The sequence below is a fragment of the Streptomyces sp. 4F14 genome (genome assembly GCF_048159485.1).
Lineage (GTDB): Bacteria > Actinomycetota > Actinomycetes > Streptomycetales > Streptomycetaceae > Streptomyces.
In genome coordinates this window covers 1-22,586 of the sequence record NZ_JBLRVY010000049.1, presented here as the reverse complement: position 1 = coordinate 22,586, position 22,586 = coordinate 1, and the positions used below count along the sequence as shown (strand labels likewise).

15 protein-coding genes are annotated in these 22,586 nt (G+C 69.8%); 12 read left to right on the top strand and 3 right to left on the bottom strand.

Annotated elements, in window-relative coordinates; genetic code table 11:
- Positions 1-257: 257 nt before the first annotated feature.
- The 8 genes from ACLZOT_RS47470 (at position 258) to ACLZOT_RS47435 (ending at position 12,253) form a co-directional block, all read left to right on the top strand.
- A complete protein-coding gene (locus ACLZOT_RS47470; RefSeq protein ID WP_416975524.1) occupies positions 258-1,949 on the top strand; it encodes an extracellular solute-binding protein in 1,692 nt (563 codons plus the stop codon).
- 21 nt (positions 1,950-1,970) lie between these two features.
- The gene (locus tag ACLZOT_RS47465) at positions 1,971-3,026 is read left to right on the top strand and encodes an ABC transporter permease (protein ID WP_416975523.1); all 1,056 of its coding nucleotides are present in this window, start codon (positions 1,971-1,973) and stop codon (positions 3,024-3,026) included.
- Positions 3,023-3,958: a carbohydrate ABC transporter permease gene (locus ACLZOT_RS47460; protein ID WP_416975522.1), complete on the top strand. Its 936-nt coding sequence runs from the start codon at positions 3,023-3,025 to the stop codon at positions 3,956-3,958. The genes ACLZOT_RS47465 and ACLZOT_RS47460 overlap by 4 nt, the downstream gene beginning before the upstream one ends.
- Positions 3,959-4,411: 453 nt before the next feature.
- Positions 4,412-6,601, top strand: coding sequence for a 1,4-beta-glucanase (locus ACLZOT_RS47455; protein WP_416975521.1), 2,190 nt, complete (start codon positions 4,412-4,414; stop codon positions 6,599-6,601).
- Positions 6,598-8,604, top strand: coding sequence for a beta-galactosidase (locus tag ACLZOT_RS47450; protein ID WP_416975520.1), 2,007 nt, complete (start codon positions 6,598-6,600; stop codon positions 8,602-8,604). The genes ACLZOT_RS47455 and ACLZOT_RS47450 overlap by 4 nt, the downstream gene beginning before the upstream one ends.
- Positions 8,601-10,817 (top strand): glycosyl hydrolase family 95 catalytic domain-containing protein, encoded by a 2,217-nt coding sequence (locus ACLZOT_RS47445; RefSeq protein WP_416975519.1) that lies wholly within the window; start codon positions 8,601-8,603, stop codon positions 10,815-10,817. The genes ACLZOT_RS47450 and ACLZOT_RS47445 overlap by 4 nt, the downstream gene beginning before the upstream one ends.
- 46 nt (positions 10,818-10,863) lie before the next feature.
- Complete coding sequence (locus ACLZOT_RS47440) at positions 10,864-11,577, top strand: glycoside hydrolase family 12 protein (protein ID WP_416975518.1); 714 nt, start codon at positions 10,864-10,866, stop codon at positions 11,575-11,577.
- 34 nt (positions 11,578-11,611) lie between these two features.
- Complete coding sequence (locus ACLZOT_RS47435) at positions 11,612-12,253, top strand: chorismate mutase (protein ID WP_416975517.1); 642 nt, start codon at positions 11,612-11,614, stop codon at positions 12,251-12,253.
- 59 nt (positions 12,254-12,312) lie between these two features.
- Here ACLZOT_RS47435 and ACLZOT_RS47430 read toward each other — a convergent pair whose 3' ends face one another.
- Both ACLZOT_RS47430 and ACLZOT_RS47425 read right to left on the bottom strand, forming a co-directional pair.
- A complete protein-coding gene (locus tag ACLZOT_RS47430; protein WP_416975516.1) occupies positions 12,313-14,358 on the bottom strand; it encodes a TIM-barrel domain-containing protein in 2,046 nt (681 codons plus the stop codon).
- Between the two features lie 99 nt (positions 14,359-14,457).
- On the bottom strand, positions 14,458-15,465 hold the full coding sequence (locus ACLZOT_RS47425; protein ID WP_416975515.1) for a LacI family DNA-binding transcriptional regulator: 1,008 nt from the start codon (positions 15,463-15,465) through the stop codon (positions 14,458-14,460).
- A gap of 251 nt (positions 15,466-15,716) precedes the next feature.
- Between ACLZOT_RS47425 and ACLZOT_RS47420 the strand changes: the two genes are divergently transcribed.
- A complete protein-coding gene (locus ACLZOT_RS47420; RefSeq protein ID WP_416975514.1) occupies positions 15,717-17,657 on the top strand; it encodes an acyl-CoA dehydrogenase family protein in 1,941 nt (646 codons plus the stop codon).
- A 50-nt stretch (positions 17,658-17,707) separates the two neighbouring features.
- On the opposite strand, the gene ACLZOT_RS47415 is transcribed toward ACLZOT_RS47420, so the two are convergent.
- A complete protein-coding gene (locus tag ACLZOT_RS47415) occupies positions 17,708-18,160 on the bottom strand; it encodes a lamin tail domain-containing protein (RefSeq protein ID WP_416975513.1) in 453 nt (150 codons plus the stop codon).
- Between the two features lie 141 nt (positions 18,161-18,301).
- Between ACLZOT_RS47415 and dxr the strand changes: the two genes are divergently transcribed.
- The 3 genes from dxr to ispG all read left to right on the top strand — a co-directional run bounded on the left by dxr (position 18,302) and on the right by ispG (position 22,179).
- Positions 18,302-19,549: a 1-deoxy-D-xylulose-5-phosphate reductoisomerase gene (gene dxr / locus ACLZOT_RS47410; RefSeq protein WP_416975512.1), complete on the top strand. Its 1,248-nt coding sequence runs from the start codon at positions 18,302-18,304 to the stop codon at positions 19,547-19,549.
- Positions 19,546-20,850 (top strand): M50 family metallopeptidase, encoded by a 1,305-nt coding sequence (locus tag ACLZOT_RS47405; protein ID WP_416975511.1) that lies wholly within the window; start codon positions 19,546-19,548, stop codon positions 20,848-20,850. Before dxr ends, ACLZOT_RS47405 begins: the two co-directional genes overlap by 4 nt.
- Before the next feature lie 171 nt (positions 20,851-21,021).
- Positions 21,022-22,179, top strand: a complete 1,158-nt coding sequence (ispG, locus tag ACLZOT_RS47400; protein ID WP_416975510.1) for a flavodoxin-dependent (E)-4-hydroxy-3-methylbut-2-enyl-diphosphate synthase — start codon at positions 21,022-21,024, stop codon at positions 22,177-22,179.
- Positions 22,180-22,586: the final 407 nt, after the last annotated feature.

Genomic DNA, 22,586 nt, shown 5'->3' with positions numbered 1-22,586 from the left:
GGGACCTGGCCGTTATTTCAAGCGGCGTATACAGGCAGCTCTGATCTCCACTGTCAAAGGAATATTGGAAGCGACCCTTGTGCGCCCCCAGGGCTTCACTTAACCTCACAGCAACATCGAAGCGCTTCGACTAAGGATCCGTCAGGAGTTCCACGGCGTTGGTCGGACGTCCGCTTCGGCTCAGCCAGTTCCACCGATGACACCGCAGCCGACGAGCCACCGCCGGGTGTCCTGGTGCGCCACGAAGGGTTGACGCAATGACGCCGAACGCCGCTTCCGCCTCCTCCGGTCCCAGCCGGAGAAGCTTCCTCGCCTCCACGGCGGTCGCCACCGCCGCGGTCGCGGGCGGGATGCCCCTGCTGAGCGCCTGCGGCGGCTCCGACAGCGGCTCACGCGACGGCACCACCTCGGGCAAGAACGCCAAGGGCATCCTCCCGGCCTACGTCGCCAGCAACGTGGTGAAGCCCGACCTCCCCTCGAAGAACGGCTCCGCGGTCGGCTTCATCGGCAAGGTCGACACCGCGACCCTCAAGACGTCGGTGCCGAAGAAGCTCGGCAAGGGCGGCAAGCTCACCGTCATGGCGCCGTTCTGGGGCTCCCCGCCCAAGAGCGACAACGCCTACTACAAGGCGATGAACGACCTGATCGGCGTCGACGTCACCTGGCAGAACCAGGACGGCAACACCTACGACCAGAAGCTCGGCGCGGTGCTCGCCTCCAGCGACGTACCGGACGTGGTCGTCGTCCCCGGCTGGAACATGGGCGGCAAGATACCCAGCGCCATCATCGGCAAGTTCGCCGACCTCGGGCCCTACCTGTCCGGCGACGCCGTCAAGGAGTTCCCGAACCTCGCGGCGATCCCCACCGACGCCTGGCAACGGTCCATCTTCGGCGGCAAGTTGCGCGGGCTGCCGATGCCGTCCTCGTACGTCGTGAACATCGTCCCCTTCTACCGCAAGGACCTCTTCGACAAGGAGGGGTACCAAGTCCCCACCTCCACCGACGAGTTCCTCGCGCTCGCCAAGGAGATCACCAACGCCAAGGCCAAGCGGTGGGCCTGCGGCGACATGAAGTGGACCGCGTTCAACGCGTTCGGGGCGCTCTCCGGCGGCGAGAAGGCGCTCGGCTGGAACCAGGTCGACGGCAAGCTGATCTACCGCGTGGAGACCGAGGAGTACCTCGAAGCCCTGGAGTGGACACGGAAGCTGTTCGCCGCCGGCGTCGTCCACCCGGACGCCCGGCTCGGCAAGAGCCAGGCCGTCGACCCCAGCGCCAAGTTCGCGGCCGGCGAGTTCCTCATGTACAACAACGACCTCTCCAGCTGGTGGGCCCAGCAGGCCATCCAGCAGTCCCACAACCCGGGTTTCCAGATCTGGGGCATGGACATCTTCGGCCACGGCGACGGCGCCCCGAAGCTCTGGGCCACCCAGCCCGCCAACATCTTCGCCTTCGTCAACCGCGGCGCCTCCGAGGCGGTGGTCCGCGACGCGCTCGCCGTCGCCAACGTGACCGCCGCGCCGTACGGGACGAAGGAGTACATGCTCACCCAGTACGGCGTCGAGGGCACCCACTACACGATCAAGGACGGCGTGCCCGTCAAGACCGACAAGGGCAACATCGACGTCGCCAACGCCGCCACGATCGCGAGCCCCGCCGCGACCATCGCCCGCCCCGACTTCCCCGACATCGGCCGCGCCGCCGTCGAATGGCAGCAGCGGATGGGAGCGCTCACCAAGAAGTCGACGTTCTACGGGATGCAGATCACCGAGCCCGCCCGGTTCACCAACCTCTCCAACGACATGGAGCAGTTGGAGGACGACATCGTGCGCGGGCGCAAGAAGATCAGCGACATGCAGGCGTGGGTCACCGACTGGAGGAAGAAGGGCGGCGACGGGCTGCGCGACTGGTACCAGAAGCTGCTGGACACGAACGGCACGGCGACGAGCTGACCCGAGACGAGGAGAACGGGCGTGTCCCACAGCACGGTGCCTCGGAGCAAGACCGAGGCCGACGAGACGGGGAAGCGGAGCACGGCGACGTCCGGTGCGACCGCCAACTCCCCGAAGAAGAAACGCCCGAAGGGGAAGAGGGAGTCAGGAAAACTGAGCCTACGGCTGCGCTTCAGACGCGACCGGATGCTCATCCTCATGACCCTGCCGGCCGTGCTGCTGGTCCTGCTCTTCAACTACGTACCGATCCTCGGCAACGTGGTCGCCTTCCAGGAGTACGACCCCTACATCAGCTCCAACGGCGTCGTCTCCATCCTGCACAGCCCCTGGGTCGGGCTGGAGAACTTCCAACGCCTCTTCGAGGACTCGGCGTTCTGGGACGCCGTCACCAACACGCTGGTCCTGTTCTTCCTCCAGCTCGTCCTGTACTTCCCGATCCCGATCCTCCTCGCGCTGCTCATCAACAGCGTCGTACGGCCCCGGATCCGGGCCATCTCGCAGGCGATCCTCTACCTGCCGCACTTCTTCTCGTGGGTCCTCGTCATCGCCGTCTTCCAGCAACTCTTCGGCGGCGCCGGGCTGTTGTCGCAGCTCCTGCGGCAACACGGCTACGACGGCATCGACATCATGACCGACCCCGACACGTTCAAGTTCCTCGTCACCGCCGAGAGCGTCTGGAAGGACGCCGGCTGGGGCATCATCGTCTTCCTCGCGGCCCTCGCCTCCGTCAACCACGACCTGTACGAGGCCGCCGCGATGGACGGCGCCGGACGGTGGCGGCGCATCTGGCACGTCACGCTGCCCGCGCTGCGGCCCGTCATCGCCCTGCTGCTGGTCCTGCGCGTCGGGGACGCGCTCACCGTCGGGTTCGAACAGATCCTTCTCCAACGTGATGCCGTCGGCCCAGGAGCCTCCGAAGTCCTCGACACGTTCGTCTGGTGGAACGGCGTCCGCAACCAGGACTTCGGGTACGCGGCGGCCGCCGGGCTCGTCAAGGGCGTCGTCAGTCTCGGTCTCGTCCTCATCGCGAACAAGGTGGCCCATCTCATGGGCGAGCAGGGGGTGTACAAGAAATGAGCGCCGTGCTCGACAAGTCCGTGCCGAAACCCGGACGTTGGGCCGCACCGCCGCGGCCCGTCTGGGAAGAGGAACCCACCAGGGCGGGGATCGCGGGCAAAGGGCTCGTGCTCGCCCTCGCCTGCCTCTCCATCCTCTTCCCGCTGTGGATCGTCATCGTCACCAGCCTGTCGTCCCGCGCGACCATCGACAGAGCCGGCGGGCTCGTCATGATCCCCAAGGGGATCACCTTCGTCGCCTACCGCGAACTCCTCAGCGGGGGACAGGTGACCCGGGCCGCCGTCATCAGCGTCCTCATCACCGTCGTCGGTACGTTGTTCTCGATGACCGTGTCCGTGCTGTGCGCGTACGGGCTGTCCCGCAGCGGGTCCCTCGGGCACCGGTGGATGCTGATGCTGCTCCTCGCCACCATGTTCTTCAGCGCCGGGCTCATCCCCACGTACCTGCTCGTCCAGTCCCTCGGCCTCACCGACACCTACCTCGCGCTGATCCTGCCGAGCGCGATCAGCGTCTTCAACATCCTCGTCCTGCGCGGCTTCTTCATGGGCATCTCGCAGGAACTCATCGACAGCGCCCGCATCGACGGGGCCGGTGACTTCCGCATCCTCCGCCAGATCGTCATCCCCCTGTCGAGGGCCGTGCTGGCCGTCATCACCCTGTTCTACGCGGTCGGTTACTGGAGCGCCTGGTTCAACGCGTCCCTGTACCTCAACGACCAGAACATGATGCCCCTCCAGAACGTCATGATCCAACTGGTCCAGAAACAAGAGGCCCCGGTCGGCATGAGCCAGGCCATCCGCACAGGTGAGCTGTCGGGCCTCGCGGTCCAAATGGCCGTGATGGTCATGGCGTTGCTGCCGGTCGCGGTCCTGTCCCCGTTCGTCCAGAAGCACTTCAAGAAGGGGATGCTGACGGGGGCGGTGAAGGGGTGAGGGGGAATGGCTGCCGGGTGCGGTGAAGGGGTGAGAAGGACGGCTGCCGGGTGCTGGTACGCGGTGGCTGGTCGCGCAGTTCCCCGCGCCCCTGAGGTGCGTACAGCCCCGCCACTTGAACGGCGCCGGAGCCACGTACCTGCCAACAGCCACCTTTGCGCCCCGCCCTAACAGCGGCCACCCGCACCTGCGGGCCCCAGCCCCCCACCCCGCCGCACCCAACTGCGGACAATCCCGCCACCCCCGCTGACCTACACCCACTCCACCCAGCCCACCCAGCTGCGGGCAGTCGTGCCTCCCCCAGTGCCCGAAGGGCCTGGGAGGTACCCCCATGGGGCGGCACGGGTGGGCGCAGCGGCACCCCGCAAGCGCGGGCAAGCGACACCCCCCAACCTCAGCCCCCACCCAGCCGCACCCGACCCCCCAGCCCACCCCACACCCGAGGTACCCCCGATGCACCCCACCCGCCGAACCGTCCTCGCCGGTACCGCAGCAGCCGCGGCCCTCACCACCCTCCCCCTCCCACAGACCGAGACCCAGGCCCAGGCGGCAACACCTCCCACCCCCTACCGCTGGCGCAACGCGGTCATCGGCGGCACCGGCTTCGTCACCGGCGTCCTCTTCCACCCCGGGGTCCGGGGCCTGGCGTACGCGAGGACGGACATCGGCGGAGCCTACCGCTGGGACGAACCGGCGGCCCGCTGGACCCCGCTGACGGACCACCTCGGCTGGGACGACTGGAACCTCCTCGGCGTGGAGGCGATGGCGATCGACCCGGCGCACAGGAACCGGGTGTACCTGGCGCTGGGCACATACGCCCAACCCTGGGCGGGCAACGGCGCGATCCTCGCCTCGGACGACCGCGGCACCACCTGGACCCGCACGGACCTCCCCGTGAAACTCGGCGCGAACGAGGACGGCAGAGGCACGGGCGAACGCCTGCTCGTGGACCCGAGGAACAGCGACACCCTCTGGCTGGGCACCCGCCACGACGGCCTGCTCAAGTCGACGGACAGGGGCGGAAGTTGGACGACGACCCCCTTCCCCCGCACCCCCAGCCCCACAGGCCAGGGCATCACCCTCCTCCTGGCGGCCGGCCGCACGGTGTACGCGGGCTGGGGAGACGGCGACGGCACGACCCCCACCCTCTACCGCACGACGAACGGCACGGACTGGGAACCGGTCCCCGCCCAGCCGACCGGCACCCCCGCGAGGGTCCCGATCAGAGCCGCGTACGACCCCCACACCCACGAGCTGTACGTGACCTACGCGAACGCCCCCGGCCCGAACGGCCAGTCGGACGGCAGCGTCCACAAACTCACGACGACGAGCGGGAGTTGGACGGAGATCACCCCGGCGAAGCCGAACGGCTCGACGGACACCTTCGGCTACGGCGGCGTCGCCGTGGCCACCAGCCGCCCCGGCACGGCGGTCGTCTCGACGAACAACCGCTGGTCGGCGGTGGACACCCTGTACCGCACGACGGACGGCGGCCGCACCTGGACGTCCCTCAAGGAGACCGCGCGGTTCGACGTCTCCCAGACCCCGTACCTCAAGTGGGGCGCGGCGGAGCCGAAGTTCGGCTGGTGGATCCAGGCCGTGGCGATCGACCCGTACGACGCCCGGAACGTGGTGTACGGCACGGGCGCCACCCTGTACGGCACGCGGGACCTCACGCACTGGTCACCGCGGATCAGGGGCCTGGAGGAGGCGTCGGTGGTCCAGCTGGTGTCACCCCCGGCCGGGGAGGCGCACCTGCTGAGCGGCTCACGGGACATCGGCGTCATGTACCACGAGCGGCTGACGACGTCTCCGGCGCGCGGCATGGCCACGAACCCGGTGTTCGGATCGGCGACGGGGCTCGCGCAGGCCGCGACCAGACCGGCGTACGTCGTCCGCAGCGGCTGGGGCGACAACGGCAACGGCGCGTACTCCGGCGACGGCGGCCGGAGCTGGACGCCCTTCGCTGCCCAGCCCGCCCTCGCCAAGGACGCCCCGGGGCCGATCGCCACGAACGCCGACGGGACCGTGGTGCTGTGGACGTTCGTCCACTGGGACGGCACCAAGTACCCCGCCCACCGCTCGACGGACAACGGCACCACCTGGTCCGAGATCCCCTCCTTCCCGAAGGGCGCCACACCGGTCGCCGACCCGGCCGATCCGACGCTCCTCTACGCGTTCGACTCCGTTACAGGAACAGTACGGGCCACCACTGACAGTGGCCTCTCCTTCACGGACCGTGCGACGGGTCTGCCGTCCGGCGACAGCCAGTTCAAGCTGGTCGCGGCCCCGGGACGCACCGGCGACCTGTGGCTCAGCACGAAGACGAACGGCCTCTTCCGCTCCACGGACGGCGGCGCGAGCTTCACGAAGGTCGCGAGCTGCACGGCGGCGCACACGGTCGGCTTCGGCAAGGCCGCGCCCGGCGCCCGCTACCCGGCGGTCTACCTGGTCGGCACCGTCGACACCGGCACGGCCGTCTACCGCTCGGACGACGAGGCGAAGACCTGGGTACGGATCAACGACGACCGCCACCAGTGGGGCTGGACCGGCGAGATGATCATCGGCGACCCGAGGGTGTACGGCCGCGTCTACCTCGCGACGAACGGCCGGGGCATCCAGTACGGAGAGCCGGTGCGATGATCACACCCCGGCGGCCCGCGTCCGCTCCTGACCCCGCCCCGAGGCCCACCCTCGCCGACGCCACCAAGGGCCGCATCCTCTTCGGCGGCGACTACAACCCCGAACAATGGCCCGAGGAGACCTGGCACGAGGACGCCCGCCTCATGCGGGAAGCCGGCGTCAACTCCGTCACCCTCGGCGTCTTCTCCTGGTCCACCCTCGAACCCCGGCCGGGCGAACGGAACTTCGCCTGGCTGGACACCCTGATGGACCTGATGCACGCGAACGGCATCGGCGTCGTCCTCGCCACCCCCACCTCCTCGCCCCCGCCCTGGCTCGGCCGCCTCCACCCCGACACCCTCCCCGTCACGGAGGACGGCCGCACCGAATGGTGGGGCGGACGCCAGCACTTCTCCCACTCCAGCGCCACCTACCGCCACCACGCGGCCGCGATCACCGAGGCCCTGGCCGCCCGTTACGCCGCCCACCCGGCGCTGACGATGTGGCACATCAACAACGAGTACTGCACCTTCGACCACGGCGACGAGGCGGCCGCCGCCTTCAGGCTCTGGCTCCGCAACCGCTACGGCACCCTCGACGCCCTCAACTCCGCCTGGGGGACGGCGTTCTGGAGCCAGGGCTACGACACCTGGGACGGCATCCTGCCCCCACGCACCCCGCACTACCTCAAGAACCCCACGCAGGTACTGGACTTCAGGCGCTTCACCTCGGACGCCCTCCTGGAGTGCTACCTCGCCGAACGCGACATCGTCACCCGCCACACCCCGCACATCCCGGTGACGACCAACTTCATGCCCCTGTGGATCGGCCAGGACGCGTGGCGCTGGGCCCAGGAGGAGGACGTCGTCTCCGTCGACCTCTACCCGGACCCCCGCGACCCCCTCGGCGCCCAACAGGCGGCCCTGGTCCAGGACTTGACCCGCTCCCAGGCCAAAGGCCCCTGGATGCTGATGGAACAGGCGGCGGGCCCGGTCAACTGGCGTGGCGTGAACCACCCCAAGCCGCGCGGCCTCAACCGCCTCTGGTCCCTCCAGGCCGTCGCCCGGGGCGCCGACGCGGTCTGCTACTTCCAGTGGCGCCAGTCCCGCCAGGGCGCCGAGAAGTTCCACTCCGGAATGGTCAGCCACGCGGGTGAACAGGGCCGCACGTACGCCGAGGTCAGACAGCTCGGCGCCGAACTCCCCGCACTGGCCCCCCACCTGGCGCCACCGCAGCCAGCGCAGGTCGCCGTCCTGCACGACTGGCACTCCTGGTGGGCCGGAGCCCAGGACGCCCGCCCCTCCGCCCGCGTCGACCTCCCCGACGTCCTGCGCGCCTGGCACCGCGCCCTGTGGGAGGAGCACCTCACCACCGACTTCGCCCACCCCGAACACGACCTGTCCGCCTACCCCTTGGTGGTAGCGCCTCAGCTCTACCTCCTCACCGACGCCGCGATCGACAACCTCCTCGCGTACGTTCGCGGCGGCGGCACCCTCGTCTGCGGCTTCTTCACCGGAGCCGCGGACGAGGACGACCGCATCCGGCCCGGCGGCATGGACGCGCGCCTGCGCGCGTTGTTCGGCATCCGCACCCTGCACGAGTGGTGGCCCCTCGACGCGGGGGAGACCGTCGAGTGCGAGGGCTTCAAGGGCACCCTCTGGTCGGAGGAGCTGGAACCCGAACCCGGCACCGACCACATCCCCTACAAGGGCGGCGAGTTGGACACCCTCCCGGCGATCCTGCACCGCGACCGCGCCTGGTACGTCTCCACCCTCCCCGAACCCCCCGCCCTGCGCGCCCTCCTCGCCCGCATCGCCACCGAAGCGGGCGTCCGCCCACCGCTCGACGGCCTCCCGGACGGCGTGGAAGCGGTACGCCGGGGCGAGTTGCTCTTCCTCCTCAACCACAACCGCGACAGCGTCACTGTCCACGTCCCGCCGGACCACCACGACGTGCTGACCGGCACCCCCACGACCGGCGAACTCACCCTCGCCCGGCACGGAGTGGCGGTGCTCAAGCCATGACTCCCACCGAACCCGCCCACGGCACCTGGGAACCCGCCCCCGCCGACCGCTGGGAGGACGGCTACCTCAGCGGCAACGGCCACCACGGCGCCCTCGTGCACGGCGACCCCGGCGACGACCGGGTGATCGTCACCCACCACACCCTGGTCCGCCCCAACGGCTCCGAGGACGCCCGAGCTCCCGAACTCGCCGCCCGACTGGCTGAGACCCAGGACCGGTTGCTCGCCGGAGACCTCACCGCCGCCGAGGACTTCACCGACCACCGCCCCCTCCAGTGGGTCCAGCCCTTCCACCCCGCCTTCCAGACCCGCGTACGACGCGACACCACCGGCCCGACCCACCGCTACCGCCGCGCCCTCGACTTCACGACCGGCGAGGCCATCGCGACCGACGCGGACTGGACGAGCCGCGTGTTCGTCTCCCGCGCCGACGACGTGATCGTCCAGCACATCACCGCCCCCGCGCTGACCGCCGGCATCGCCCTCGACCACGAACTCCCGGGCACCCCCGACGACCTGTCGGTCACCCGCACCGCCTCCCTCACCCCCGACGGCGCCCTTCTCGCCCTGCGCGCCCGCTACCCCGGCAGCACCAAGGCGTACACCGGCCTCACCCGGGTGATCGTCACCGGCGGCACAACCACCCTCAGCACGACCGGCGTTCGCATCCAGAACGCCGGATCCGTCCTGCTTCTCACCCGGGTCCACCGCTACGACACCAGGGAACAACGGCACCCGGCCGACCCCGCCCTGCCCCACCCGGACGACTACACGGCCTTCCGCGCCCGCCACCTCCCCCTGCACCGCGACGCCTACCGCCGCGTCACCCTCGACCTCCACGCCGACCCCGACCAACGCGCCCTCCCCGGCTCGGAGTTGCTCAAGCACCCGACGAGCCCGGCCCTCCTGGAACGCCTCTTCGCCGCCGGCCGCTACCACCTCCTCTCCGCGAGCGGCCTCCGCCCGCCCCGCCTCACCGGCCTGTGGACCGGTGACTGGGACACCGCCTGGTCCGGCGCCTTCACCCTCGACGCCAACCTCAACCTCCAGACCTCCTCGGCGGCTTCGGCGGACCTCCCCGAAGTCACCCAGGCACTGCGCCAGTTGATCGAGGCCCAGCTCGACGACTGGCGGGCCAACGCCCGAGCCGTCTTCGGCGCCCGGGGCATCGTCACCCCCGCCCACACCGACGGCGAGTCCGGCCACTCCTTCCACTTCAGCCGTGAATACCCCCTCCACCTCTGGACGTCCGGCGCGGACTGGCTCCTCAAGCCCCTCGCCGACCACGACGAGACGACCGGCGCCAGGGACCCTCGTACCGCCGCCGCGCTGGCCGAACTCGCCGAGTTCCACGAGGACTTCCTGACCCGGACGGACGCCGACGGCCAACTCGTGCTCCTCCCTTCGTATTCACCCGAGAACCGTCCGGCGAACGGGAGTTGGGGAGCGATCAACGCGGCGATGGACCTCTCGGCGGCCCGCCACGCCCTCCTCGCGGCAGCCGCGTACCAAGCGGAGAGCGCGGAAAACCCCGAAGCCCTCGCCCGCGCCGCCCGCTGGACCGCCCTCGCCCACCGCCTCCCACCCCACCGCGTCAACCCCGACGGCGCCCTCGCCGAATGGGCCTGGCCCGGTCTCGAAGACACCTACGACCACCGCCACCTGAGCCACCTCTACGCCGTCTGGCCCCTCGACGAGATCACCCCCTACGACACCCCCGACCTCGCCGAAGCCGCCCACCGGGCCCTCCAACTCCGGGGCGCCGAGAACGACTCGGCCCACGGCCACCTCCACCACGCCCTGATCGCCGCGCGGTTGAGGGACGGGACCCGCGTCGCGGACGCGCTCGCCGCCGTCCTGGACGGCGACTTCTTCCACGCCTCCCTGATGAGCGCGCACTACCCCCACCGCCACGTCTACAACGCGGACGCCGCGCACACCCTCCCCACCGTCCTGATCGAGGCGCTGATCCAGTCGACCCCCGACCGGCTGGTCCTCCTCCCCGCGCGGGTCCCCGCGCTCGCGCGAGGCGAACTCCGGGGAATCCGGACGAGGTTCGGCGCGCGGATCGACCTCGCCTGGGACGAGGCGGGCGCCAGGGCCGTCGTCCACCCCACACGCACGCTCCGTGTCGAGCTGCGGACTTCCACCGGCGCGGGACAGCTCGACCTCGTCGCCGGAGAAGACCACGTCCTCACCCTGGGGACGTGGTAACTCCCCTGCCCAACAAGGCACTTCCCCCCACCCATGGAAGGACACCATGGCATCCCGCACACTCACCAGGACCGTCAAGGCCCTGCTCGCCCCCGCACTGGCGCTCGGCGCCACCGTCGGACTCGCCTCCGCCCCCGCCTCCGCGGCCGTCTGGAACACCTGCGACCAGTGGGGCAACACGAACCTCAACGGCTACACGCTCTACAACAACATCTGGGGCTCCGGCGCCGGCAGCCAGTGCATCTGGGCCAACTCCGGCACCAACTGGGGCGTCAACGCCAACCACCCCAACACCGGCGGCATCAAGTCGTACCCGAACCAGAAGAAGGTGGTCAACAAGACGATCACCTCGCTCGGTTCGCTCAACAGCAGCTACAACGTCTCGGTCCCGTCGTCCGGCGCGTACAACACGTCGTACGACATCTGGCTCAAGAACAACGCGTACGAAGTGATGCTCTGGGTCAACAAGACCGGGGCCGTCGGGCCGCTCGGGACCTCGCAGGGCACCGCGACGCTCGGCGGGCACACCTGGACCGTCTACAAGGGCAGCAACGGATCCAACGAGGTCTTCTCGTTCATCCGGACCTCGAACTCGTCCTCCGGCTCCGTCCAGATCCTCCCGATCCTCAAGTGGATCAAGGACACGAAGGGCTGGTTCGGTAACGAGACCATCGGGGACGTGCAGTTCGGCTTCGAGATCACCAGCTCGTCCGGCGGCCTGAACTTTACGACAAACAACCTGACCGTCAGCAGTAGTTGACCAAAGCATGGCCCGGGCGGGGTTTGATGGGGATATGCACAACACCACCCCCACACGCCGCGCCCTGACCACGCTCGCCGTGGCCGCGGCCGTCGCCCTCGGGGCGACCGGAGCCGCGGCCGCGGCACCCCAGGCGCCCACCGCATCCGTGACCGCCAAGACCGCCACGACAGCGGCCGATCAGGCGGCCGACACCTACACGCTGCACACCATCGCCGACCTCGCCGCCCAGCGCCTGGCCACCGCCGACCTGGTCGCCGCCGCCAAGTTCGGCACCAGCAGCCCCATCGACGACCCGGCCCGCGAGCAGCAGGTCCTGGACACCGTCGCCGCGCAGGCCGAGCAGCTCGGCGTCGACCCCGACGCGGTCCGCAAGGTCTTCCGCGACCAGATCGAGGCCAACAAGCTGGTCCAGCGCGCCCTGTTCCAGCGCTGGACCGACCACCCCGACCAGGCCCCCACCAGCCGCCCCGACCTCAGCGTCGTCCGCGTCGAGATCAACCGCATCAACACGGAGCTGGTCAAGGCCCTCGCCGCGACCACCACCGACCGCTCCACCTTCGCCTGCTACCCGGAGCTGTACTTCGGCGCCGCCCAGGTCCGCCACGAACGCCACCTGGACCGCCTGCACACGAAGGCCCTGATCCGCGCACTGCCGTCGGTCTGCGAGAGCTGACCCGACACGACCGTGAGGCCGGCCCCCGCACCCCGGGGACCGGCCTCACGCACACCCGCTCACCTGACGATCGGCAACTCCGCCCCGTCCCGCAGGAACAGCGGGATCCGCTCCAACGGCGCCTCGACCGTGACCGCCGCACCCCCCTCGTACGACACCCCCGTCCACGCGTCCGTCCACCGCGCCCCCGCCGGCAGGTACGCCGTACGGACCGTCGCCCCCGCCGTCAGGACCGGCGCGACCAGCAGGTCCCGGCCGAACAGGTACGCGTCGTCGACGCCCCAACTCGCCTGGTCCTCGGGGAACTCCAGGAACAGCGGACGCATCGGCGGCAGCCCCTCCTCGTGGGCCTCGCGCATGACCTTCAGGACGTACGGCCGCAGCCGCTCCCGCAGCCGGACGTAGTCCTCCATGATCGCGCCGGCCGAATCCCCGTACGACCAGACCTCGTTGGGCCCGCCGGTCATGTCGGGGCCCAGCGGCATCCCCGGGTCACGGAACCCGTGCAGCCGCATCAGCGGCGAGAAGGCCCCGAACTGGATCCAGCGGACCATGACTTCGCGGTACGCGGGGTCGTCGGGGTCGCCGCCGTGGAAGCCGCCGATGTCCGTGTTCCACCAAGGGATGCCGGACAGCGCGGTGTTGAGGCCGGCGGCGATCTGGCGGCGCAGGGTCGGGAAGTCGGTGCCGATGTCCCCGGACCACAGCGCGGCCCCGTACCGCTGACTGCCCGCCCACGCCGAGCGGTTGAGGGTGATGACCTCCTCGCCCTCCGCGCCGAGCCCCTCCGCGAAGGCGCGCGCGTTCTCCACCGGGTAGAGGTTGCCGACCTCCAGGCCGGGCCCCGCCCAGTAGCGCAGGTTCTCCGGGAACCCCGGCTTCAGCTCCGGCTCGCACGCGTCCAGCCAGAACGCCGTGATCCCGTACGGGGCAAGGTAGTTGTCGCGGATCCGCGACCACACGAAGTCCCGGGCCTCGGGGTTCGTCGCGTCGTAGAAGGCGACCTGGACGGTCGAGGCGACCCCCTTGTCCGGCCAGTCCGCGTGCGCCATCGGACCGTACTGCGTGCCGATGAGGTAGCCGCGCTGCTCCATGAGCTGGTGGTTCTCGGAGAGCGGCGACACGGACGGCCACACGCTCACCACCAACTTGGTGCCCATCTCGGCGAGTTCACGGACCATGCCGGCCGGGTCGGGCCACTCGGCGGGGTCGAACTTCCACTCCCCGAGGTGCGTCCAGTGGAAGAAGTCGCACACGATCGCCGCCAGCGGCAGTCCCCGGCGCTTGTACTCCCGCGCCACGTCCATGAGTTCGTCCTGCGTGCGGTAGCGCAGTTTGCACTGCCAGAACCCCGCCGCCCACGCGGGCAGCATCGGCGTACGGCCGGTCACCGCGCTGTAGCGGCGCTGGCCGTCGGCCGGGCCGCCCGCGGTGATCCAGTAGTCGATCTGGCGTGCCGAGTCCGCGACCCACCGTGTCCCGTTGTGCGCCAACTCCACACGCCCCACAGCGGGGTTGTTCCACAGCAGCGTGTAGCCCCGGCTCGACGTCAGCACCGGGATGTTGACCTCGGCGTTGCGCTGCACCAGGTCGAGGACCAGCCCCTTCTGGTCGAACTTCCCGTGCTGGTGCTGCCCGAGCCCGTACAGCTTCTCGTCGTCGTAGGCCGCGAACCGCTGCTCCAGCCGGTGGTAGCCGTTGCCCACGGCGGTGTAGAGGCGCGAGCCCGGCCACCAGAAGTGGGCGCGCTCCTCGGCGAGGATCTCCTCCCCGGAGTCCGTCGACAGGAAGCGGACCAGACCCTCGGCGCTCACCTCGACGGTCAGTGTGCCGACCGTCAACCGCCCTACACCGTCGGCGAGTTTGACGACGGACTCGGTCGCCGGGGGAGTGTCGAGCAGGGCGCCCGGCAGCTCGGCGAGGACCGGCCCGCCGAGCCGGGCCCGCACCCGGACCGCGTCCGGACCCCACGGCTCGACGCGTACGGTCTCCTGGCGCCCGCTCCACTCCAGCGCGCCGCCACGCTCACGGAACGTGCCGACGGTGGGGGAGGACTGGGCGAGACTGACCTTGGGCTGGGGTGGGGTTTCGGCAGGCAGAGTCATGAGGCGTGCTCCTGAGGGGAGGCGTGCGGACCTGAAGGCACCCCGAAGCAACAGGGCGCCCCACAAAGAGAAATGACCGTCTGTCAGGTACTGCGTCTGTCAGTTGCCGCCCGGGCCCGTGCTCGCCCGGACCGTCAACTCGGGGGAGATCAGCGCCACTTCGGCACCACCTCGCCCCTCCAGCTTCGCGACGAGCTGTTCCATCGCCCGCCGCCCCATCTCGGCCGCCGGGATCGCCACCGACGTCAGCCGCACCGGCGCCTGCGTCGCGACCTGGTCCGGGCAGATCGCGACCACCGACACGTCCTCCGGCACCGCCCGCCCCTGCTGGCGCAGCAGCGCGAGCAGCGGTTCGACCGCCGACTCGTTCTGCACGACGAACCCCGTCGTCGCCGGGCGCTCGTCGAAGACCCGCGCCAGCGTCGCGGCCATCGCGTCGTACCCGCCCTCGCACGGCCGGTGCAGTGCGCGCACCCCCAACTCCCTTGCCCGCGCCCGCAGTCCGTCCAGGGTGCGGACCGCGAAACCGGTGTGCCGCTCGTACACGCCCGGCGCCTCGCCGATCACGGCGATGTCCTGGTGTCCGAGGCCCACGAGATGCTCGACGCACAGCGCGCCCGTCGCGCTCCAGTCGAGGTCGACGCAGGTCAGCCCCGAGGGGTCGGCGGGCAGCCCGATCAGCACCGAGGGCCGGTCGGTGGAGCGCAGCAACGGCAGCCGCTCGTCGTCGAGTTCGACGTCCATGAGGATCATTCCGTCGGCCAGCCCGCTGCCGGTCACCCGGCGTACCGCGTCCGGGCCCTCCTGGCCGGTCAGCAGCAGGATGTCGTAGCCGTAGCCGCGCGCGGCCGTGGCCACCGCGATGGAGATCTCCATCATCACCGGCATATACATGTCGGTGCGCAGCGGGATCATCAGCGCGATGATGTTCGAACGGCTGCTCGCCAGCGCCCGCGCGCCCGCGTTCGGGTGGTACCCCAGCTCCCGGATGCTCTGCTCGACCCGCTGCCGGGTGGTCGCGGAGATCGACCGCTTTCCGCTGAGGACATAGCTCACCGTGCTCGCCGAGACTCCGGCGTGCTGGGCGACCTCGGCGAGGGTGACCATCCAGCTCTCCAAGCTTTGTGAAGCGCTTCGACAGTGCGCGTTGCGAACAGGGCGGGTGAGTGGGTGGTTCGACAGTAGCTTCAGTGGAGGTAGGTGTCCATAGGTTGTCGAAGCGCTTCGATAATCACTCCGGAGCGGCCGGGGCGGGCGCGCGAGGGGTGGTCGAGACGGCCGTAATCGGGTACACGATCCAGTAGAACCGACCGGTAACCGGCCGTCCCGGACACCCGATACGCGGCGAGGTGAGCCTCATGTCCGCACCACACGCACAGCCGTCCGTCCCCTCCGTCTCGGAACGTGAGGCCAGGCGCGTCGCCGAGGCGGCCCGTGAGCAGGACTGGCGCAAACCCAGCTTCGCCAAGGAACTCTTCCTCGGCCGCTTCCGCCTCGACCTGATCCACCCGCACCCCGTCCCGCCCGATGACGACGTCCGGCGCGGTGAGGAGTTCCTCGCGGCCCTGCGCGCCTTCTGCGAGACGAAGGTCGACTCCGCCCGCATCGAACGCGAGGCGCGCATCCCCGACGAGACGATCAACGGTCTCAAGGATCTCGGCGCGCTCGGCATGAAGATCGATACGCAGTACGGCGGCCTCGGACTCACCCAGGTCTACTACAACAAGGCGCTCGCGCTGGTCGGTTCGGCGAACCCGGCGCTCGGCGCGCTGCTCTCCGCGCACCAGTCGATCGGGGTGCCGCAGCCGCTGAAGATCTTCGGCACGCAGGCGCAGAAGGACGCGTTCCTGCCGCGCTGCGCCACGACCGACATCAGCGCCTTCCTGCTGACCGAGCCGGACGTCGGCTCCGACCCGGCACGGCTCGCGACCACGGCGGTGCCCGACGGCGACGACTACGTCCTGGACGGGGTCAAGCTGTGGACCACCAACGGGGTCGTCGCCGATCTGCTGGTCGTCATGGCCCGCGTGCCGGTGTCCGAGGGGCACAAGGGCGGGATCACCGCGTTCGTCGTCGAGGCCGCGTCCGAGGGCATCACCGTCGAGCACCGCAACGCGTTCATGGGGCTGCGGGGCCTGGAGAACGGCGTCACCCGCTTCCACCGGGTCCGGGTGCCGGCCGCGAACCGGATCGGGCCCGAGGGCGCCGGGCTGAAGATCGCCCTCACCACCCTCAACACCGGGCGCCTCTCCCTGCCCGCGATGTGCGTCGGCGCCGGGAAATGGGCGCTGAAGATCGCCCGCGAGTGGTCCGGGGTCCGCGAACAGTGGGGAAAACCCGTCGCGTTGCACGAAGCCGTCGGCGCGAAGATCAGCTTCATCGCGGCAACGACCTTCGCCCTGGAGGCCGTTGTCGACCTCTCCTCGCAGATGGCCGACGAGGACCGCAACGACATCCGCATCGAGGCCGCCCTCGCGAAGCTCTACGGCTCCGAGATGGGCTGCCTCATCGCCGACGAGCTGGTCCAGATCCGGGGCGGACGCGGCTTCGAGACCGCCGAGTCGCTCAAGGCGCGGGGCGAACGGGCCGTGCCCGCCGAGCAGTTGGTCCGCGACCTGCGCATCAACCGCATCTTCGAGGGCTCCACCGAGATCATGCACCTCCTCATCGCCCGCGAGGCCGTGGACGCGCACCTCTCCGTCGCCGGGGACCTCATCGACCCCGACAAGTCCCTCGGCGACAAGGCGAGGGCGGGCGCCCAGGCCGGCGCCTTCTACGCCCGCTGGCTGCCGAAGCTCGTCGTAGGCGCCGGCCAACTCCCCACGGCGTACGACGACTTCAAGAACGGCATGGACCTCTCCGGGCATCTTCGGTACGTCGAACGCCACTCCCGCAAGCTCGCGCGGTCCACCTTCTACGCCATGTCCCGCTGGCAGGGCCGGATGGAGACCAAGCAGGGTTTCCTGGGCCGGATCGTCGACATCGGGGCGGAGCTGTTCGCGATGAGCGCGGCGTGCGTCCGCGCCGAGCACCTGCGCTCACGCGGTGAACACGGGCGCGAGGCTTACCAGTTGGCGGACGCGTTCTGCCAACAGGCCCGGGTGCGGGTCGACGAGCTGTTCGGCCGCCTGTGGTCCAACACGGACGACGTCGACCGCAAGGTGGTCAAGGGCGTGCTGGGCGGGGCGTACGAATGGCTGGAGGAGGGCGTCGTGGACCCGTCGGGGGAGGGGCCGTGGATCGCGGACGCCACGCCCGGCCCGTCCGCGAAGGAGAACGTGCACCGGCCGGTCCACTGAACGGAGAAGGGGCACGGCGTTCCTGCCGTGCCCCTTCAACTCTCAATACCTCAGCACCACTTGTGGTCCTTCGTCTTCTTCGTCCACGAGCACGTGTCCACCTTCGCCCCCGTCGAGCGGGTCAGGGTGGCCGTGTCGCCGTCGTTGTTCCAGACGTACGCCTTGCGGTTCTGGAACGTGTCGGCCGCGGTGTCCTTGCCGGAGCCGGTGTGGACCTTGACGGTCTTGCCGGCGCCGACGGTGATGTTCTTGAAGACGTACCTGTGGTTGGAGGTGTCCTTGAGGATCCAGCCCTTGATGTTGACGGGCTTCTTGCTCGTGTTCTTGATCTGCACCCACTCGGCGTTGAGGCTCGCGTTGGTGCGGGTGTCCTTGCCGGGGCTGTCGAACCAGACGTGGTAGAGCTCGACGCCCCCGCCGGCCGCCTGGGCCGGGGTCGAGAGGGCGGTGCCGAAGAGCAGTGCGGCGCCGCCGAGGGCAGCACAAAGGTGCTTCACGCGCATGGAAGAGATCCCCCCTGGATGTCGTATGCGAGAAGAAGTCCTATCACACGATCTTCACCAGAAACTCATAAACGGTCATATGAATCACGTCGCGGAGGTGGGGCGGTCCGTCCGCACAGTGGATGCGGCAACAATGGGGGGATGACCGACAGTCCAGCCCCACTCGCCGACCCGCACCTGGTCTTCGCCCCCCTCGCGGGCGACGGCCCCAAGGACGTGGTGATCCTCGGCTCCACCGGCTCCATCGGCACGCAGGCCATCGACCTCGTCCTGCGCAACCCGGACCGCTTCAGGGTCACCGCCCTGTCCGCGAACGGCGCCCGGGTCGCCCTGCTCGCCGAACAGGCCCACCGGCTGCGGGTCCGGACCGTCGCGGTCGCCCGTGAGGACGCCGCCGCGCCCCTGCGCGAAGCCCTCGCGGCCGAGTACGGCGCCGGCGAGCCGCTCCCCGAGATCCTCGCGGGCCCCGGCGCGGCCGCCGAGGTCGCCGCCTCCGACTGCCACACCGTCCTCAACGGCATCACCGGCTCGATCGGCCTCGCCCCCACGCTGGCCGCCCTGGAGGCGGGCCGCACCCTCGCGCTCGCCAACAAGGAGTCGCTGATCGTCGGCGGCCCCCTGGTGAAGGCGCTGGCCGGACCCGGTCAGATCATCCCCGTCGACTCCGAGCACGCGGCCCTCTTCCAGGCGCTCGCCTCCGGCACCCGCGCCGACGTCCGCAAGCTCGTCGTCACCGCGTCCGGCGGTCCCTTCCGGGGCCGTACGAAGGAGCAGCTCGCCGGCGTCACGGTCGAGGAGGCGCTCGCGCACCCCACCTGGGCGATGGGCCCGGTCATCACCATCAACTCGGCGACCCTGGTCAACAAGGGGCTCGAAGTCATCGAGGCGCACCTCCTCTACGACATTCCCTTCGACCGCATTGAGGTGGTCGTGCATCCCCAGTCGTATGTCCACTCGATGGTTGAGTTCACGGACGGATCGACGATGGCCCAGGCGACGCCCCCCGACATGCGCGGGCCGATCGCCATCGGGCTCGGCTGGCCGCGTCGGGTCCCCGACGCGGCGCCCACTTTCGACTGGAGCAAGGCTTCCACCTGGGAGTTCTTCCCCCTGGACAACGAGGCGTTCCCCTCGGTGAACCTCGCCCGGCACGTGGGCGAGCTCGCGGGAACGGCTCCGGCGGTGTTCAATGCCGCCAACGAGGAGAGCGTGGAGGCGTTCCGCCGGGGCACGCTGCCGTTCAACGGGATCATGGAGACCGTCACCCGTGTGGTGGAAGAACACACTGTGGCGGGAACTTCACTCAGCGTGTCGGACGTCCTCGAAGCAGACGCCTGGGCACGAGCCCGGGCCCGGGAACTGACGGCGACCGCGGAGGCGCGCGCATGACCGCTCTGATGATGATCCTCGGCATAGTCGTCTTCGTGCTCGGGCTGCTGTTCTCGATCGCGTGGCACGAGCTGGGGCACTTCACCTTCGCCAAGCTCTTCGGCATCCGGGTGCCGCAGTTCATGGTCGGCTTCGGCCCCACCGTCTTCTCCCGCAAGAAGGGCGAGACGGAGTACGGCGTCAAGGCCATCCCCATGGGCGGCTACATCCGCATGATCGGCATGTTCCCGCCCGGTGAGGACGGCCGGATCTCCACCCGGTCCACCTCCCCCTGGCGCACGATGATCGAGGACGCCCGCTCGGCCTCCATGGAGGAGATCCAGCCCGGGGACGAGACGCGGATGATGTACACCCGCAAGCCCTGGAAGCGCGTCATCATCATGGCCGCCGGACCCGTCCAGAACCTGATCCTCGCGGTCGTCCTCTTCCTCACCGTCCTCATGGGCTTCGGGATCTCCCAGCAGACCACCACGGTCAGCTCCGTCTCCCAGTGCGTCATCAACCAGAGCGAGAACCGCGACACCTGCAAGACCGGTGACGCGCCCTCGCCGGCCGCCGCCGCGGGCCTCAAGGCCGGCGACAAGATCGTCTCCTTCGACGGCGTCAAGACCGAGAAGTGGGACTCCCTCTCCGACCTCATCCGCGCCAGCGCCGACAAGACCGTCCCCATCGTCGTCCAGCGCGACGGCAAGGACGTCACCCTCCAGGCGAAGATCGCCGAGAACCAGGTCGCCAAGAAGGACTCCAGCGGCCAGATCGTCCAGGGCCAGTACGTCAAGGCCGGCTTCCTCGGCTTCAGCGCCGCCACCGGCATCGTCCAGCAGGACTTCGGCGACTCCGTCACCTGGATGACCGACCGCGTCGGCGAGGCCGCCGACTCCATCGTCGCCCTCCCCGGCAAGATCCCCGCCCTGTGGGACGCCGCCTTCGACGGAGGCGAGCGCGCGGCCGACTCCCCGATGGGCGTCGTCGGCGCGGCGCGTGTCGGCGGTGAGATCTTCACCCTCGACATCCCCGCGTCCCAGCAGCTCGCCATGGCGCTCATGCTCGTCGCCGGCTTCAACCTCTCCCTGTTCCTCTTCAACATGCTCCCGCTGCTCCCCCTCGACGGCGGACACATCGCGGGCGCGCTCTGGGAATCCCTGCGGCGAGGTCTCGCGAAACTGCTGCGCCGCCCCGACCCCGGCCCCTTCGACGTCGCCAAGCTCATGCCACTCGCCTACGTCGTCGCCGGGGTGTTCATCTGCTTCACGATCCTCGTCCTCATCGCGGACGTCGTGAACCCGGTCAAAATCTCGTAGCCACCCGCTGTTCACGATGGCCGGGCACCCCAGGGTGTCCGGCCATCCTTCGTCCAGCGGGTTTGACAAGGGAAATGTGCCCGGTGGGGGTCGCGTGTCGTAACCTCGGACCCCGGTGGCCCGCGCGCTCACGGGACCGGTCTTGATCCACGACATGGGGTTGCACAGCAGATGACTGCGATTTCTCTCGGCATGCCGTCCGTTCCGACCAAGGTCGCCGAGCGACGCAAGAGCAGGCAGATCCAGGTCGGGTCGGTCGCGGTGGGCGGGGACGCGCCCGTGTCCGTGCAGTCGATGACGACGACGCGTACGTCCGACATCGGGGCCACGCTCCAGCAGATCGCCGAGCTCACCGCGTCCGGGTGCCAGATCGTGCGCGTCGCCTGTCCGACGCAGGACGACGCCGACGCGCTCTCCACCATCGCCCGCAAGTCGCAGATCCCCGTCATCGCCGACATCCACTTCCAGCCGAAGTACGTCTTCGCCGCGATCGAGGCCGGGTGTGCCGCCGTGCGCGTCAACCCCGGCAACATCAAGCAGTTCGACGACAAGGTCCGGGAGATCGCCAAGGCGGCGAACGATCACGGGACGCCCATCCGGATCGGCGTCAACGCCGGGTCCCTCGACCGGCGGCTGCTCCAGAAGTACGGCAAGGCCACGCCCGAGGCGCTCGTCGAGTCCGCGCTGTGGGAGGCGTCGCTGTTCGAGGAGCACGACTTCCGGGACATCAAGATCTCCGTCAAGCACAACGATCCCGTCGTGATGATCGAGGCGTACCGGCAGCTTGCCGCGCAGTGCGAGTACCCCCTCCACCTCGGGGTCACCGAGGCGGGCCCCGCGTTCCAGGGCACCATCAAGTCGGCCGTCGCCTTCGGCGCGCTCCTCTCCCAGGGCATCGGTGACACGATCCGAGTGTCCCTCTCCGCGCCGCCCGTCGAAGAGGTCAAGGTCGGCAACCAGATCCTCGAATCCCTCAACCTCAAGCAGCGTGGCCTGGAGATCGTCTCCTGCCCGTCCTGCGGGCGTGCCCAGGTCGACGTCTACAAACTCGCCGAGGAAGTCACCGCCGGCCTCACCGGCATGGAAGTGCCCCTCCGCGTCGCCGTCATGGGCTGCGTCGTGAACGGTCCCGGCGAGGCCCGGGAGGCCGACCTCGGCGTCGCCTCCGGCAACGGCAAGGGCCAGATCTTCGTCAAGGGCGAGGTCATCAAGACGGTCCCGGAGTCGAAGATCGTGGAGACCCTCATCGAAGAAGCCATGAAACTGGCGGAGAAGATGCAGGACGAGGGCATCACTTCCGGCGAACCCTCCGTCTCGGTAGCAGGCTGACTCTCCTCGCCCCATCCTCAAGGGGCTCCGCCCCTTGGACCCCGACGGGTCGATGGGCGGGTGCGGGTCCGCTGTGGCCGATCGCGCAGTTCCCCGCGCCCCTGAACAACGTGGTGGCTGCGCGTTGTCCAGCGCGGATCCGTCGCGGCTCCCACCGCGCGGGCGCGACAAGCCGCACCTGGACAATGCGCAGCAACCACATCCTTCAGGGGCGCGGGGCTGTGTCTATGTGCGGCTGTCGCAGCCGCACTCGACAACGCGCGGCAACCACGTCTCTTCAGGGGCGCGGGGCTGTATTGGTCTGCGGCTACCGCCGCGTGGGCGCGATCGGCCGCACTCGACAACGCGCGGCAACCACGTCTCTTCAGGGGCGCGGGGCTGTATTGGTCTGCGGCTACCGCCGCGTG

Bases quoted from the DNA above. Each gene is read 5' to 3' on its own strand.
- ACLZOT_RS47420 (WP_416975514.1), top strand. From the start codon at position 15,717: ATGTCCGCACCACACGCACAGCCGTCCGTCCCCTCCGTCTCGGAACGT.
- ACLZOT_RS47470 (WP_416975524.1), top strand. From the start codon at position 258: ATGACGCCGAACGCCGCTTCCGCCTCCTCCGGTCCCAGCCGGAGAAGC.
- ACLZOT_RS47440 (WP_416975518.1), top strand. From the start codon at position 10,864: ATGGCATCCCGCACACTCACCAGGACCGTCAAGGCCCTGCTCGCCCCC.
- ACLZOT_RS47415 (WP_416975513.1), bottom strand. From the start codon at position 18,160: ATGCGCGTGAAGCACCTTTGTGCTGCCCTCGGCGGCGCCGCACTGCTC.
- dxr (WP_416975512.1), top strand. From the start codon at position 18,302: ATGACCGACAGTCCAGCCCCACTCGCCGACCCGCACCTGGTCTTCGCC.
- ACLZOT_RS47455 (WP_416975521.1), top strand. From the start codon at position 4,412: ATGCACCCCACCCGCCGAACCGTCCTCGCCGGTACCGCAGCAGCCGCG.
- ACLZOT_RS47460 (WP_416975522.1), top strand. From the start codon at position 3,023: ATGAGCGCCGTGCTCGACAAGTCCGTGCCGAAACCCGGACGTTGGGCC.
- ACLZOT_RS47430 (WP_416975516.1), bottom strand. From the start codon at position 14,358: ATGACTCTGCCTGCCGAAACCCCACCCCAGCCCAAGGTCAGTCTCGCC.
- ACLZOT_RS47405 (WP_416975511.1), top strand. From the start codon at position 19,546: ATGACCGCTCTGATGATGATCCTCGGCATAGTCGTCTTCGTGCTCGGG.
- ispG (WP_416975510.1), top strand. From the start codon at position 21,022: ATGACTGCGATTTCTCTCGGCATGCCGTCCGTTCCGACCAAGGTCGCC.
- ACLZOT_RS47435 (WP_416975517.1), top strand. From the start codon at position 11,612: ATGCACAACACCACCCCCACACGCCGCGCCCTGACCACGCTCGCCGTG.
- ACLZOT_RS47445 (WP_416975519.1), top strand. From the start codon at position 8,601: ATGACTCCCACCGAACCCGCCCACGGCACCTGGGAACCCGCCCCCGCC.
- ACLZOT_RS47450 (WP_416975520.1), top strand. From the start codon at position 6,598: ATGATCACACCCCGGCGGCCCGCGTCCGCTCCTGACCCCGCCCCGAGG.
- ACLZOT_RS47425 (WP_416975515.1), bottom strand. From the start codon at position 15,465: ATGGTCACCCTCGCCGAGGTCGCCCAGCACGCCGGAGTCTCGGCGAGC.